Genomic DNA, 14,463 nt, shown 5'->3' with positions numbered 1-14,463 from the left:
GTCCGCGTACGGGCGGGGCCGGGGTCCGGGCTCCTCGACTGTCCGTCGGTCACGATGGCCATCCAGGTCTCGCGTCGCGTTCCCGTGTGGGCCGGGTTCACATCTGACAAGACGTCAGTTTTCTTGCGGAAAAGCACAGTTGGCTGACGGGACGACCCGCTGCGCGACAGCTCTCCCCGTCACTATGGTCTCGGACACACTCGGCCCGCAACCTGCGTTCTGATAATTTCAGAACGTTCGCCAACACCCTGTCTGCGTCCGCGACGCCGTGTCACACTGCACGCGAAGTCGGCCGTTCGGGAGGTAGGACGTGAGGGAGAACCGCTCAGGCGGGAGCGCGCCCACCGTCCTGCGGATGGTCCTCGGCAAGCGTCTGCGGCACCTGCGGGAGCAGGCCGGGGTCTCCTTCGAGGACGCGGCACGGGCCATCGAGGTCACGCCGTTGACGGTCCGCCGGATAGAGAAGGCCGAGGTCGGCCTGCGCATCCCGTACGTCAAGGAGTTGTTGCGCACCTACGGCGTCCCCGCGGCGGAGATCGACGACTTCGTCACCCTGGCCCGGGAGGCCAACCGGCCCGGCTGGTGGTACAAGTACCGCGACGTGCTGCCGGAGTGGTTCAAGGCGTACGTGAGCCTGGAGAGCGAGGCCAGCGTCATCCGCCTCTACGAACCCCATTACGTGCCCGGCCTGTTGCAGACCCGCGACTACGCGACCGCGCTGATGCGGGTCGGCTTCCCCAACGAGTCGAAGGAGGAGGTCGCCCGTCGCGTGGCCCTGCGCCTGAGACGCCAGGACCTGCTCGCCAAGCCGGGCGGTCCGGCCATGTGGGCCATCGTGGACGAGACGGTGCTGCGCCGTCCCGTCGGCGGCCCCGAGGTGATGCGGGCCCAACTGGACCGGCTCGTCGAGGTGCTCCGGATGCCGAAGGTCAGCATCCAGGTCATGCCCTACAGGGTGGGGGCCCACCCGGGCGCCTTCGGCCCCTTCCACCACTTCCGCTTCGGCTTCTCCGAACTGCCGGACGTCGTCTACACCGAGAACCTCGCGGGTTCGGTGTACTACGACCGGCCGGAGGACGTCGTGACCTATCTCGAAGTTCTGGACCGGATGTCCGTGCAGGCGGAACCGGTCGCACGGACCAGGGACATCCTGGGCGAACTGCGTAAGGAGTTGTGATCCATGGCATCCAACGCTCCCATCCACAGCGGCATACCGGCCGGTGACCTGGGCACCGAGGGCTGGCACAAGCCCTGGAGCGGCACCAACGGCGGCTCCTGCGTCGAGGCCAAGCGCCTACCCGACGGCACGGTCGCCCTCCGCCAGTCCACCGACCCCGAGGGGCCCGCACTGCTCTACAGCCGGGACGAGATGATCGCGTTCCTCCGGGGCGTCAAGGCGGGCCAGGCGGACTTCCTGGTGGACTGAGCCGGAACCGGACACAAACCGGTCCCGAAACGAACGGAACAGCCCCGGCCGGCCCCGCAACCCGCGGGACAGGCCGGGCCCGCGTCCGGGTCCGGTCCGCAGCCCGCCCCCTCGTCGACATCATCCTGAACTCGGGCCACGCATAAGGGTGTTGACGCTAAGTTGAATACAGACACCGACCGCGGGACGCACGGCAGGAGACCCCTCATGGCAGACGGCGAGCTCACCCCGGACCAGGACGCGATGTCCAAGATCGACACCACGGTGCCGCACTCGGCCCGCATCTGGAACTACTGGATGGGCGGCAAGGACAACTACGAGGTCGACCGGGTCGCGGGCGACGCCTACCGCGAGCACGCGCCGACCATCGCGACGATGGCCCGCGCCTCCCGCCAGTACCTGGTCCGCGCCGTGACCTATGTGGCCGGCGACCTCGGCATCCGCCAGTTCCTCGACATCGGCACCGGACTGCCGACCTACGACAACACCCACCAGGTCGCCCAGCGCATCGCCCCAAAGTCGCGCATCGTCTACGTCGACAACGACCCGCTGGTGCTGCGCCACGCCCAGGCCCTGCTCACCAGCACCCCCGAGGGACTGACCGAGTACATCGACGCGGACCTGCACGACCCCGAGGCGATCATCGAGCGGGCGGGCAAGATCCTCGACTTCGACCAGCCGGTGGCCCTGATGCTGATGGGCATCCTCGGCCACATCCAGGACTACGAGGAGGCGAAGTCGATCGTCCGCCGCCTCCAGGCCGCCCTGCCCTCCGGCAGCTGCTTCGTGCACTACGACAGCACCGACACCGACCGGGCGCTCAAGGAGGCCCAGCAGGGCTACGACGACACCGGCGCCGTCCCGTACGTGCTGCGCAGTCCGGAGCAGCTGGTCGCCTACTACGAGGGCCTTGAGCTGTTCGAGCCCGGCATCGTCTCCTGCCCGCTGTGGCGTCCCGAGCCGGGCGGCAGGCCCGAGCCCACGGACATCCACGGCGGCGTGGCCCGCAAGCCCTGACACCCGGGGGCTGGACTCGCGGGGCCGCGCCCCGGTCTACGGCGCCGTGCGGAGGAAGTCCGCCAGCCCCTCCAGGAGCCGGTCGACGTCCTCGTCGTCGTTGTACGGGGCCAGTCCGATCCGCAGCCCGCCGGTGTCGCCCAGGCCGAGCCGGCGGGAGGCCTCCAGGGCGTAGAACGCGCCCGACGGCGCCGCGACGGCGCGTTCGGCCAGGTGGCGGTAGGCGTCGACGGTGCTGCGGCCCTCGATGGTCAGCAGCAGGGTCGGGGTGCGCTCGGCCGCGCGCGAGTGCACGGTGATCCCCGGGAGGCGGGACAGCCCCTCCTCGATCCGGTGGCGCAGGGCGTCCTCGTGCCGTTCAAGTGAGCCGAAGGAGGCGAGCAGCCGTTCCCGCCGGGTGCCGCGCGCCGACGGATCCATCCCGGCGAGGAAGTCCACGGCGGCCCGGGTGCCGGCCAGCAGTTCGTAGGGCAGGGTGCCGAGTTCGAAGCGCTCGGGCACCGCGTCGGACGAGGGCAGCAGCTTGTCCGGGCGCAGCGTCTCCAGCAGGTCCGGGCGGCTCGCCACGACGCCGAGGTGCGGGCCGAGGAACTTGTACGGGGAGCAGGCGAAGAAGTCCGCGCCCAGGGCGGCGAGGTCGACCGCGGCGTGGGCGGTGTGGTGCACGCCGTCCACGTAGAGCAGGGCGCCGCGCTCGTGGGCCAGGGCGGCGATCGCGGGCAGGTCCGGGCGGGTGCCGATCAGGTTGGAGGCGGCGGTGACCGCGACCAGCCGGGTGCGGTCGGACAGCTGGTCCGCGAGGTGCCGCGCGGTCAGTTCGCCGGTGGCCGGGTCGAAGTCGGCCCAGCGCACGACGGCTCCCACGGCCTCGGCGGCCTGGACCCAGGGCCGGATGTTGGCGTCGTGGTCGAGCCGGGTGACGACGACCTCGTCGCCGGGCGCCCACGTCCGGGCCAGCGTGCGCGAGAAGTCGTACGTCAACTGGGTCGCGCTGCGCCCGAAGACGACTCCGGCCGGCTCCGCGCCCAGGAGGTCCGCCATGGCCTCGCGGGCGGTGGCGACGCAGTCCTCGGCGTTGCGCTCGCCCGCCGTCGTCAGCCCCCGGTTGGACAGCGGACCCGCGAGCGCGTCGGCGACGGCGTCGATGACCGGCTGCGGTGTCTGGCTGCCGCCCGGCCCGTCGAAATGAGCCCACCCGGCCTTCAGGGCGGGAAACTGCGCGCGGACACCGGCGATGTCATGCGTCACGGACGACTCCTTCGAACGCTCCTGGTGCGGGATGCGCCCCCATGATCCATCGCACCGCGCCCCAAGGACAGCCCCCTACGTCCTGCGTTCCTCCAGGGCCGTCTGCCAGGCCGGGACCGGGTCCTTGGGGGCCGGGTCGGCGCGGCGGCCGCCGCGGGTGAAGAAGTCGGCGAGGGGGAGGATCGCGGCGCCGACGGTGACCGCGTCCGGGCCGAGTCTGCCCAGGTCGATGGTGACCCGCTCGGCGGGGTGGCGCAGGGCGTAGGCGGTCGCGTGGCGGCGTACCGCGGGCAGGAAGCGGGGGCCGAGCTGGAGGCCGGCCCAGCCACCGATGAGGATGCGCTCGGGCTGGAAGAGGTTGATCAGGTCGGACAGGCCGGCGCCCAGGTATTCGGCGGTCTCCTCCAGCACGGCGAGCGCCACGGGGTCGGCGGCGGTGCCCTCGGGCGGGTAGGCGGCGGCCAGCAGGGCGGTCAGTGCGGTCTCCTCGTCGGTGTCCCGCGGCGGCCGGCCGCCCTCCTCGAGCCAGCGGGCCAGCAGGGATTCCGCGCCGGCGTACGCCTCCAGGCAGCCCAGGGAGCCGCAGCGGCAGCGGCGCCCCCGTACGCGTACCGTCAGATGCCCCCACTCCACGGCCCGGCCGCGCTCGACCTCGGTGGTGACCAGGCAGGCGCCGACTCCGGAGCCGAAGAGCACCACGACCGCGTTGCCCGCGCCACGGCCGGCGCCGAACCACATCTCGGCCTGGCCAAGCGTCTTGGCGCCGTTGTCGATGAAGTACGGGACGCCGTCCGGGAGCCGGGAGCCGGCGCGGAGCAGGGACTCCAGGGGTACCGCGTCCCAGCCGATGGTCTGCCCGTGCACGACGGCACCGCGGTCGGGGGTGGGCTCGACGATGCCGGGGACGCCGATCCCGACCCCGAGGAGGCGCTCCGGGGGCAGGCCGGCCGCGGTCAGGACCTCGGCGATCCCGTCCCGGATGTGTCCGGTGATCACGTCGACGTCGTAGCCCTGTGACTCCAGCGGCCGTTCGGTGCGCGCCAGTTCGGTGAGGGTGAGGTCGAACAGCTCGACGCGGACCCGGGTCTCGCCGACGTCGACGCCGATCATGTGGCCGCTGCCCGGCGCGACGCGCAGCAGGGTGCGCGGGCGGCCGCCGTCGGAGTCGACGCTGCCGGCCTCCTCGACGAGGCCGTCGGCGACCAGGTCGGCGACGACGTTGCTGACCGAGCCGGAGCTCAGGCCGGTGGCGGGGCCGAGTTCGAAGCGGCTGAGGGGGCCGTCGAAGTAGAGCCGTTGCAGTACGGCCGAGCGGTTGCCCCTTCTGAGATCGCGCACCGTGCGCCCGTTCCGCCCCGCCATGTGGCTCCCTCCCGAACCGTGCCCGAGCTGCAACATACCGCCGCGGGCCGTCTGGGCGCGACTTCTGCGATCCCTTAGTCCACGCAATAAATTAAGAGGTGACGGTAAGGCGGCCGATCTCCTCGATCGCGGCGGACAGTTCAGGGGCGACATGGTCGCGCGTCCAGCGTTCGTGCTCCTGCCCCAGGGCGCGCGGAATCACCTCGGTGAGCATGACCAGGTAAAGGTAGCTGCGGTACAGGGCGAGCCGCAGGCGGGCCGTCCGCCCGAACCCGGCCCGGCCGCCCGCCGCGCGGTAGCCCGCGAGGAACGCCCGGTCCTCGAGGATGTCCCCGAGCAGCGCGAGCGAGACGAAGTCGGCCGCCGGATCGCCCCAGAACATGCGCTCGCCGTCGATCAGGCCCCCGATGCGGACACCGCCCTCCGAGCGGTCGACCAGGACGTTGCCGGGCCACAGGTCGAAGTGGACCAGGCGGGGTACGGCGACCTCGTCCAGGGCGCCGTACGCGGCCGCGGCCGTGCGGGCGATCTCGTCGGCGGGCCGGGGCAGCCGGGCTCCGTAGCGGCGGGCGTCGTCGAGGACGGCGGCGTACATGGCCGTGAAGGCGGTGCGCCAGTCCGGGGCGAGCGGGCCGAGCACGCCGGAGGGGTAGCCGAAGCCGGGGCCGGTCACCTGGTGCAGCCGGGCCACCTGGCCGCCCAGCCGGGTGCGCAGGTCCGCCGCTTCGGCGTCCGTCACCGACGCGTCCCACGGCTCGCCGGGGCAAGCCGTCATCAGCAGGTGGCGCCGGCCCGCCTCCTCGCCCACCGCGACCACGCGCGGCGCCGGTACTCCGGCCCGTCCGGCCCCGCGGCAGAACTCGGCCTCGCCGACGAGGAGGTCCCTCTCGTAGCGCAGACCGGGCGCGGTCGGGGCGGGCGGGACCTTCAGCACGTACCGGGTGCCGTCGGCCAGGCACAGCTCCTCGACCGTGTTGTACGTGCCGCCGCCCAGTGCGCGGAGCCGGGCGAGCCGGCCGGGCGGGACACCCGCGGCCCGCAGAACGCGCCGGGCCCGCCCCCACGACCGCGTCGGCGGTGTGTCCGGTTCACCGAAATCCATTGGACCCCCCTTTCGGATCCTGCTTACCCTAGCCGCAAAACTAATCCCCTTAGGCAATTTCTCGCACCCTCCCGGAGGCCCCCCATGAGATCACTGTCCGAGCAGGACGTCCGCGACTCGTTCGTCAACTGCTCCCAGGGCGAGGCCAAGCGCCTGCCGCTACCCCGCGACCTCGGTGACCGCCCCTGGGACGATCTGGACTTCCTGGGCTGGCGCGATCCGGGAGCGCCCGATCGCAGCTATCTGGTCACCGAGCGGGAGGGCCGGCTCATGGGCGTGACCCTGCGCTTCCCCGCCTCGCAGCGCGGGTTCCTGCACCGCAGCATGTGCTCGCTGTGCCTGACCACCCACCGCGGGGGCGGGGTCTCCCTGATGACCGCCCGCAAGGCCGGAACGGCGGGCCGCGAAGGCAACTCGGTCGGCGTGTACATGTGCACCGACCTCGCCTGCTCCCTCTACGTGCGCGGAAAGAAGGTCCCGGACTCCGGCGCGCGCTTCGAGGAGAGCCTCACCCTGGAGCAGCAGATCGCCCGCACCACGACCAACCTGGCGGCCTTCCTCGACAAGCTGTACGCCTGACCGCACCGCCCGGTCACGTTCGACCCCTGCGCGATCGGGGAACAGCGCAAGGGATGCGGAAGGTACGTGACTGGACCTCGTCCCTGGTTCGGCTGGCCAAGCGGCACCGGGACCCCGTGGTCGTACAGGCGCTGCGCTCCACGACCGCGGCGACGATCGCGTATGTGATCGCGTTGCGGCTGAGTCCCGAGCCCGCGCCGCTGACCGCGCCGCTGACGGCTCTGCTCGTCGTCCAGGTGACCCTCTACTCCACGCTGACCACCGGCATCCGCCGGGTGAACTCCGTAGTGGCCGGAGTGCTCGTGGCCATCGCCTTCTCCCTGCTGGTGGGGCTGACCTGGTGGAGTCTCGCACTGGTGATCCTGGCGGCGCTGGCGGTCGGGCACCTGGTGCGGGTGGACGAGTTCGTGCCCGAGGTGGCGATCAGCGCGATGCTGGTCCTCGGCGTCACCGCCGTCGGCAGTACCGCCTCCGCGCGGGTCGAGGAGACGCTGATCGGCGCGGTGGTCGGCCTCGGCTGCAATCTGCTGCTCGCTCCCCCGGTATGGACCGAACAGGCCGGTGCGTCGATCGAGGGCCTGGCCCGCCGCGTGCGGCAGCTGATGCTGCGGCTGGGCGAGGAGGCGGCCGGGCATCCGCCCGTGGAGCGCGCCGCGGAGCGGCTGCACGAGGCGCGCCGACTGGACCACGACATCTCCGAGGTGGACGCCGCCCTCCGGCAGGCCGAGGACAGCCTGCGGCTCAATCCGCGGGTGCGCGAGGGCCTGCTGCACCGGGTGGTGCTGCGCACGGGTCTGGACACGCTGGAGATCTGCACGGTCGTTCTGCGGGTGCTGGCGCGCAGCTTCACCGACCTGACGAAGCAGCGGGCCCCCGAGCCGATGTTCTCTCCACAGACCGGAGCCCTGGTGCAGGAGCTGCTGTGCGAGATCGCCGACGCGGTGGTCAGCTTCTCGGTGCTCGTCACCACGGACGTCAGCGTGAGCGCCGAGGAAGCCGAGTCCCGGCTGGCCGCCCAGCTGCGGCAGACCTCGGCCACCCGCGACAAGGTGGCGCGGCTGCTGCTGGACGAGGCGCGGCGGGACATGGGCCAGTGGCAGCTTTACGGCGCGGTGCTCACCGAGGTCGACCGCATCATCGACGAGATGGACACCGAGCACCGCTCCCGCCGGCTCCTGGAGGAGCTGGACCGGTACACCCGCGCCCAGCGCGAGCGCGCCCCGCGGCTGACCCGGCTCGGGGACCGGCTGGGCGCCCCGGTCGGGCAGCGGCGGAACCACGAGGGCGTCGCGCGGCGTTCTGTGCGTGAGGGGCGCGGTCCTACGACGGCGGGAGGGGAGCAGGCATGACCGACTCGAAGGTGCGGATCGACGGGAACACGCTGCGGCTGCCGGGCGGTGTGGCGGTGCGGTTCGTGCGCACCCTGCGGCTGCCGGAGACGGGTACGCATCCGCTGCCGCCTGGGCTGGGCGAGTTCCCGGTCCGGCGGGTGGCCGACTACGCGGACTCGGTGCCCGAGGAGTGGCGGGCGCGCGGCGGCGTGATGCTGCCGGTGTATCTGCGCGAGGCGATGTGGCTGAGCTTCGCGGGCACGACCGAGCCGGCCGCCCTCCAGGTCGGCGTGGGCAAGGTGTGCGCGGTGTCGGGCCGGCCCTGGAGCGACCGGCTGTCCCGGGACCCGCAGAACTACGTGGTGCTGCCCCGCCAGCCGTGGCTGGACGGCATCAACTCCGGCAAGGGCACCGTGCGGCAGTTCGTCGCCGTGCCGCTGGGCCTGGGGGCGAGCGTCGAGGGCCAGGTCACGGGCGAGGAGGTGTGGGGCGGCGTGCAGTTGCAGTCGTTCCCGCTGAACGATGACGAACTGGGCCGGTGGCGCAAGGAGGAGCGGCGGCGGCTGCGGCAGGAGACGGCCCTGTCGGCCCAGATCTGCGGTGCCGCCCCCATGGCGGCAGCGGCGGCGCCCGCGCCCGGCGCCGCGCCGGCCGCCCCGCGCCGGGCCGCGCCCGCGATGGGGCTCGGTGTCGGCGGCTCCATGCGCCAGGAGGTGTACCGGGACGACCGGCCGCCGGGCGCCTGGTCCGAGCGGCCCGCGGGGCGGGTGTTCGTGCACCTGGTGACGCCTCCGCAGTGGCGCCGCATCACCGGCGAGGCTCCCCCGCCGTCGCCCGTGGACCGCGCCGCGTACACGAGCGCCGGACTGCCCTGGTTCGACTACTACGACCAGGACGCCGAGGACCTCTCCCCCACCGAACCCCTGTCGGGGGTGCGGCCGGCCGGGGACTGGCTCGGCGACGACCACGAGCCGTGGCAGGAACCGTCACCGCAGCAGGTGCGACCCCTCAAGGACGCTCCGGGCAAGCCGGTGGAGGACGGGGACTGGTAGACGCACCAGAGTGCCACCTCACGGGACGCGTGGATGCCGGCGGTCCACGCGTCCACCCGGACCCGGCCGACCATCGTGGTACCGCACCGAGCGCCGGGCTCCGGCCGAAGCACACCGGCGGTGCACACGACCTGGGCGACCGGTTTTTCCGGGGGATCGTGGACGACCGGCGCGGCGACAGCCACGACAAGCAGCCGCTACCCAGCCGCGACGTCCTGCCGACGGTGCGGCCGGCCGGTGACTGGCCGGTGACGGCCACGAGCCGTGGCAGGAAAAGACGCTCCGGGCAGGCCCGCACCGGGCTGCCGCCCCACGCGACCCTGGACGCGTTCCGCTGCGTTTGCGTGGGAGCGGTGGCGCGCGTCAAGGTGGCAGTCACGACCGGGGCAGCCGACGACCTGAGGTGCGGGCATGGACAGTGGTGCGAGGGCGTCGCGGCAGGGGTCCCCCCTGCTCGGGCGACGCCGGGAACCCGGGGGAGGCTGGAGCAGGCGGCAGTTCGTCGGGGCGCTGACGGGAGCCGTCGCCGTGCTGGCGGTCCCGGCGCCCGCGACACCGCGGGCGGGGTCCGCGCCCGAGAGCGCGCCGGAGGCCGCCGCGAGCGGTCGGCAGCCGGCGGCGAGACGGTCCGGCCCCCGGCCCCTGTACCTGGGCACGTACACCTCCGTGCCGGGCGGCGGCAAGGGCATCGGCCTGGCGGTGTACGACCCGGTGTCGGGTGCCGTCGGCGGCCGGGGCGCCGTCGCCGGGGTCGCCGACCCGTCGTACCTCGCCGTGCATCCCGACGGCCGCACGCTGTACGCGGTCGACGAGCGGCAGAACGGCGGGGTGACCGCGGTGCGGCTCGCCGACCGGAGGGTGCTGGGCACCCGGAGCACCGGCGGGTCGGGGCCCAGCCATCTGTCCGTGCACCCGAGCGGGCGCTGGCTGCTGAGCGCCAACTACGGTTCCGGCAGCGTGGCCGTGCACCCGATAGCCGCCTCGGGCGCGCTGGGCGAGCGGGCCGACCTGGTCACCCACACCAGCCCGCGGCCCGGCCCCGGACAGCAGGGGCCACACGCCCACCAGGTCATCACCAGCCCCGACGGCGGTCACGTCCTCGCCGTGGACCTCGGCACCGACACCGTCTACACCTATCGCCTGAACACCCGCACGGGCCGCCTCACGGAGGTCTCCCAGGCGCACACCCGGCCGGGCGCCGGACCGCGTCAACTGACCTTCCACCCGGGCGGCCGGTACGCCTATCTCGCCAACGAGGTCGACGACACCGTCGCGGTCTGTACGTACGACCGGCCCACCGGCCGGCTGACCATCGGCGCGACGGAGTCGACGGGCGGGGGCCCGGGCAAGAACTACCCGTCGCAGGTCCTCGTCACGGCCGACGGCCGGTTCGCCTACCTGGCCAACCGGGGCCACAACACCCTGGCTCGGTACGCCGTGGTGGCGGGCGGGGCCCGGCTGAAGCTGCTGGGCACGACACCGGTCGCGGGCGACTTTCCGCGTCAGATCGCCTTCTCACCGGACGGCGCGCTGCTGTTCGCCGCGAACCAGAAGTCGAGCACGGTCAGCGTCTTCCACGTCGACCGCGCGAACGGCGCGCTGCGCCTGGCGGGTACGCCGTTCCCCTCACCCGTCGCCGTCTGCGCGCTGCCGCTGTAGGGCGCGCGGGCAGGAGGCGGCGCCCGCCTGGAGAAGCAGGACGTGCATGCGCTCGGTGAGCGCGGCGAGGTCGTCGGCGGGCGCGTGGAACGGCAGGCGTACGTCGCCGTGGGTACGGGCGCGCTCGATGCGCAGAGTCAGTCCGTGCCGGTCGACGGCGAGCGGCCGGACGCGCACCGCGCCGTGCAGGCTGTCGGGTCCGACCAGCCGGGTCAGCCGCTCCACCGCCTCGGGGTGGGCGTCGGCGAGGTGGGTGAGCAGACCGGCCTCCGCCAGGGCGAGCGGGTCGGGCGCGGCGGCGGTGAACTCCTCGGCTCCGACGACGACCGCGCCGGGCGGCTGCCGCAGCACGATGCGCGTGGGGTGGAACGCCAGGTGCCGCGCCTCGGGGACGAGCCGGCCGGCGAGCCAGAGCCGGGCGCGGATCCGGTTGCGTACGGGGACGGGGGCGACGTCGGCGAACTCCAGGACGGCGGACGGCTCACCGCGCGGCGCGCAGATCGCGGCGGTGCGCAGGGCGCCGTCCTCGGGCACCTGCAGGAGTACGCGGCCGTCCTCGCTCACGGTGTGGGCGCCCACGTACTCCTCCCGTCCGCCCTCCGCGGTCACCGCGCACGACCATGCGGCGGCGAGCAGGGACCGCGCCCGCTGTGCCGCCGCGGGCGCCGCCGTCCAGGTCTGACTGTCGTCCATCCCTCAACCTCCTTCTTAGGTAAGGCTTGCCTAACCTATCGAAGATCGGAGGGTGTGCCAACCAGACGGGCCGCGACCGGCGGGCGCGGAGAACCGGGAAACGGCGCACGGTCGACCGGCGGGCGCGGAGGGCCGTGAAGCGGCGCACGGCGCCCGCTCCGGCGCGATACCGCCGGACCGGGCGCCGGTGCGGGACGGCGGCGGGTCAGCTCCGCGCCGTCCAGTGCGCGGGACGGGAGACCGATCCGGGCAGCCGGGTGCCGGCGCTGCCCCGCGCCGCGTCGACCTGCGGCTGGGTGAGGAAGATCGCGCCGGTCAGATCGGCGTCGGCCAGATTCGCGTTCCGCAGGTCGGCGCCTATCAGGTCCGCGTCCCGCAGATCGGCTCCGGTGAGGTCGGCGGCGATCAGGAGGGCGCCGCGCAGACTGGCCCCGCGCAGGTCCGCGCCCTTCAGCCGGGCCCCGGCCAGGTCCGCGCCCCGCCGGTCCTTCGGCCTGCCCTTCCCGCGCCGTACTCCGGCCCGCGCCAGCTCGCTGGTGCGCAGCAGCAGGACATTGACCTCCTGGCGGTGCGCGCCGACGTCCAGCGCGGCCAGTTCCCCGGGCGGCAGGAGGGTGAGGTGCTCGGTACGCTCCAGCGCCCGGCGCAGCTCGCCGTGCACCGGGCGGGCGGCGCTCAGAGAGAGCGCCTCGGTCACGTACCACAGCAGCTCGTGCAGTTGCCGCACCACCGGGAACACTTCGAACATCCGCCGGGTGTCCTCCGCGGACCCCGTGCGCCAGTCCCGTCCGCCGAAGACGACCTGCGAGACCTTCTGCCCCGCTCCGAAGCAGTCGTAGACCGTGCACCCGGTGAAACCCCGCTGCCGGAGCCGCGTGTGGATGCCGCACCGGTGGTCGTCCCGGAGGTTCGGGCACGGCTTCCCCGCGGGCTTGTCCAGGGCGAAGTCCGCGGAGGCGGCGAAAGGCAGCGCGACACAGCAGAGCCCGAAGCACCGCGCGCAGTCGCCGCGCAGTCCGCTCCGGTCGTGCGGAGGGTCTTTCCGATCTTGCATGATGTTCAACCTACTGAGCTCGGGTGCGGGGCCCAAACGAGCGGTTCACCGCAGGAAGGCGGCGGTGGCCGCCACGAACCGGCCGGCGTCGTCGAGCCACGGGTAGTGCCCCGCGCCGGGCTGGACGACCAGTTCGGCGTGCGGGAAGAGCCCGGCGTACTCGGCCATGGCGGCAGGGGGCGAGTTCAGGTCGACCTCACCGGCGAGCACGAGCACCGGGGAGGTGAACCGGGCGAGCGCCGCCCGGGTGGCGTCCGGATCGAAGGCGCCGTCGGCGGCGTACGCGGCCGCGGCATCGCCGTTCTTCTGCTCGGCGTCGGCGGCGTCGAGGGCCCGGGCCGCCGCGTCCCAGCGGCCGTGGCGGAGCGGGGCGACCGCCTGCCAGTGGGCGTCCGTCGCCCGGCCCGCCGTGATCTCCTCCAGCGCCGCGTAGGCAGCCGCGAACCACGGCTCGTCCTCGCGCCGCCGCGCCGTCTCGTGCCGGACCTCCCCGGTGACCTCGATGCCCACGGCCAGGACGCTCGGCGTGATCAGCGCCAGTCTGCCGACGCGTTCGGGGTGGCGGGCCGCGTACAGCGCGGCCAGGTTCGCGCCGGCGGAGTGTGCGAGCACGTCCACGCGCTCCACGCCCAGATGCTCGCGCAGCGCCTCGACATCGTCGACGAGCCGGTCGCAGCGGTAGCTCGCGGGGTCCCGCGGGACCGCCGATCCTCCGGTGCCCCGCAGATCCGGCAGCACCAGCCGCCGGTGCGCGGACAGTCCGCCGAGGTCGCCGAGGTAGTCCGAGGCCCGCATGGGTCCGCCGGGCAGGCAGATCACCGAAGGGCCCTCTCCGAGGACGCGGTAGGCGAGCGTCGTCGTGTCGTACGCGCGATAGCCGGGCATGGCGACGACCCTGTCAGGGCCGTCGCCCGCCGGGCAACCGAATTCCCGGTCCGGGACCGCTCAGTCCTCCCGTGCGGCGGCCAGGTCCAGGTGTCCGAGCCGTTCGGGGTCGGCCAGGATGTAGAGGTGGGTGATCCGGCCGTCGGCGACGACGACGCCCATGACCGAACGCGGCCCGCCCTCGGGAGCGTTGGCCACCCCGACCGAGCCGTTGACCAGCACCAGGCGGGCCGTCCCGGCGTACTGCGCGAAGGTGAGGGCCTGGGCGGCCACCGTCCTCGCCCCGTGGACCACCTTGGAGGCGGCCGCGCCCCGGACGAGCGCGCCGGAGTCGACCCGCAGCACCACGTCCGGGTGCAGGACGGCCACCAGCGCCTCGAAGTCGCCGCCGCGCGAGGCGGCGAGGAAGGCGTCGAGCACCCGCTTCTGCCGCGCGAGGTCGGCCTCGGCGGACGGGGTGGCGCCCTGCACCCGGCGGCGGGCGCGGCTGACGAGCTGCCGGGTCGCGGCGGCGCTGCGCTCCACGATCGGCGCGATGTCGTCGAAGGGCACCGCGAACAGGTCGTGGAGCACGAACGCCAGCCGCTCGTCGGGCTGAAGCGTCTCCAGGACGACGAGCAGGGCGAGCCCCACCGAGTCGGCCCGGACCGCCTCCTGCTCCGGGTCGGTCGGTGTCAGGGGCCGGATCACGGGGTCCGGCACGAAGGTGTCGTCGATCGGCTCCTCGCGGCGGGCGTTGCGCGCACGCAGCAGGTCGAGGCAGACCCGGCCGGTCACCGTGGTGAGCCAGGCGCCGAGGTTCCGGATGGCGCCGGTGTCCGTGCGGATGAGCTTCAGCCAGGTCTCCTGGACGGCGTCCTCGGCCTCGGGCACCGAGCCGAGCATGCGGTAGGCCACCGACCGCAGTTGCCCGCGGTGCTCCTCGAAGCTCCGTGCCAGGACTTCCTCGTCAGCCATGCCGGACATGTCCTTCCCACCCCGTTCCCCCGTACGTCCCGAGCACCGAGCATCCTAGGCCTCGGTGTCGCGGAGGCGGACCGGCCGGTGCCACCTGC

The 14,463-nt window shown here is 73.5% G+C and carries 14 protein-coding genes; 7 read left to right on the top strand and 7 right to left on the bottom strand.

Annotation, left to right across the window (positions count from 1 at the left end; genetic code table 11):
- Positions 1–355 precede the first annotated feature (355 nt).
- The 3 genes from ACIQFZ_RS09225 to ACIQFZ_RS09215 all read left to right on the top strand — a co-directional run bounded on the left by ACIQFZ_RS09225 (position 356) and on the right by ACIQFZ_RS09215 (position 2,443).
- Positions 356–1,177 (top strand): helix-turn-helix transcriptional regulator, encoded by an 822-nt coding sequence (locus ACIQFZ_RS09225; RefSeq protein WP_365778236.1) that lies wholly within the window; start codon positions 356–358, stop codon positions 1,175–1,177.
- A 3-nt stretch (positions 1,178–1,180) separates the two neighbouring features.
- Positions 1,181–1,426, top strand: a complete 246-nt coding sequence (locus tag ACIQFZ_RS09220) for a DUF397 domain-containing protein (RefSeq protein WP_365422795.1) — start codon at positions 1,181–1,183, stop codon at positions 1,424–1,426.
- A 207-nt stretch (positions 1,427–1,633) separates the two neighbouring features.
- Complete coding sequence (locus ACIQFZ_RS09215; RefSeq protein ID WP_402690928.1) at positions 1,634–2,443, top strand: SAM-dependent methyltransferase; 810 nt, start codon at positions 1,634–1,636, stop codon at positions 2,441–2,443.
- 36 nt (positions 2,444–2,479) lie between these two features.
- Here ACIQFZ_RS09215 and ACIQFZ_RS09210 read toward each other — a convergent pair whose 3' ends face one another.
- The 3 genes from ACIQFZ_RS09210 to ACIQFZ_RS09200 all read right to left on the bottom strand — a co-directional run bounded on the left by ACIQFZ_RS09210 (position 2,480) and on the right by ACIQFZ_RS09200 (position 6,155).
- Entirely contained in the window at positions 2,480–3,691 is a 1,212-nt protein-coding gene (locus tag ACIQFZ_RS09210) for a cysteine desulfurase-like protein (RefSeq protein WP_376652745.1), read from the bottom strand.
- A 75-nt stretch (positions 3,692–3,766) separates the two neighbouring features.
- On the bottom strand, positions 3,767–5,053 hold the full coding sequence (locus tag ACIQFZ_RS09205; RefSeq protein ID WP_402690927.1) for an ROK family protein: 1,287 nt from the start codon (positions 5,051–5,053) through the stop codon (positions 3,767–3,769).
- Positions 5,054–5,144: 91 nt separating this feature from the next.
- The gene (locus ACIQFZ_RS09200) at positions 5,145–6,155 is read right to left on the bottom strand and encodes an aminoglycoside phosphotransferase family protein (protein ID WP_365422804.1); all 1,011 of its coding nucleotides are present in this window, start codon (positions 6,153–6,155) and stop codon (positions 5,145–5,147) included.
- An 84-nt stretch (positions 6,156–6,239) separates the two neighbouring features.
- Between ACIQFZ_RS09200 and ACIQFZ_RS09195 the strand changes: the two genes are divergently transcribed.
- The 4 genes from ACIQFZ_RS09195 (at position 6,240) to ACIQFZ_RS09180 (ending at position 10,776) form a co-directional block, all read left to right on the top strand.
- Positions 6,240–6,734, top strand: a complete 495-nt coding sequence (locus ACIQFZ_RS09195) for an FBP domain-containing protein (protein WP_383059131.1) — start codon at positions 6,240–6,242, stop codon at positions 6,732–6,734.
- A gap of 53 nt (positions 6,735–6,787) precedes the next feature.
- Positions 6,788–8,083, top strand: coding sequence for an aromatic acid exporter family protein (locus ACIQFZ_RS09190; RefSeq protein WP_402690926.1), 1,296 nt, complete (start codon positions 6,788–6,790; stop codon positions 8,081–8,083).
- On the top strand, positions 8,080–9,117 hold the full coding sequence (locus ACIQFZ_RS09185) for a hypothetical protein (protein WP_402690925.1): 1,038 nt from the start codon (positions 8,080–8,082) through the stop codon (positions 9,115–9,117). Before ACIQFZ_RS09190 ends, ACIQFZ_RS09185 begins: the two co-directional genes overlap by 4 nt.
- Positions 9,118–9,528: 411 nt before the next feature.
- Complete coding sequence (locus tag ACIQFZ_RS09180; RefSeq protein ID WP_376652747.1) at positions 9,529–10,776, top strand: lactonase family protein; 1,248 nt, start codon at positions 9,529–9,531, stop codon at positions 10,774–10,776.
- Here ACIQFZ_RS09180 and ACIQFZ_RS09175 read toward each other — a convergent pair.
- The 4 genes from ACIQFZ_RS09175 to sigJ all read right to left on the bottom strand — a co-directional run bounded on the left by ACIQFZ_RS09175 (position 10,744) and on the right by sigJ (position 14,365).
- Complete coding sequence (locus ACIQFZ_RS09175; RefSeq protein WP_383059135.1) at positions 10,744–11,469, bottom strand: DUF2470 domain-containing protein; 726 nt, start codon at positions 11,467–11,469, stop codon at positions 10,744–10,746. The two genes, ACIQFZ_RS09180 and ACIQFZ_RS09175, sit on opposite strands and share 33 nt — an antisense overlap.
- A gap of 205 nt (positions 11,470–11,674) precedes the next feature.
- Positions 11,675–12,523, bottom strand: a complete 849-nt coding sequence (locus tag ACIQFZ_RS09170) for a pentapeptide repeat-containing protein (protein WP_365422819.1) — start codon at positions 12,521–12,523, stop codon at positions 11,675–11,677.
- 45 nt (positions 12,524–12,568) lie between these two features.
- Complete coding sequence (locus tag ACIQFZ_RS09165) at positions 12,569–13,408, bottom strand: alpha/beta fold hydrolase (protein WP_383059139.1); 840 nt, start codon at positions 13,406–13,408, stop codon at positions 12,569–12,571.
- 60 nt (positions 13,409–13,468) lie between these two features.
- Complete coding sequence (sigJ, locus tag ACIQFZ_RS09160; RefSeq protein ID WP_365422825.1) at positions 13,469–14,365, bottom strand: RNA polymerase sigma factor SigJ; 897 nt, start codon at positions 14,363–14,365, stop codon at positions 13,469–13,471.
- Between the last annotated feature and the right edge of the window lie 98 nt (positions 14,366–14,463).

It is taken from the genome of Streptomyces sp. NPDC093064 (assembly GCF_044754605.1).
Lineage (GTDB): Bacteria > Actinomycetota > Actinomycetes > Streptomycetales > Streptomycetaceae > Streptomyces.
Note: the sequence above shows the minus strand (reverse complement) of the source record. Positions and strands in the feature narration are given on the sequence as shown.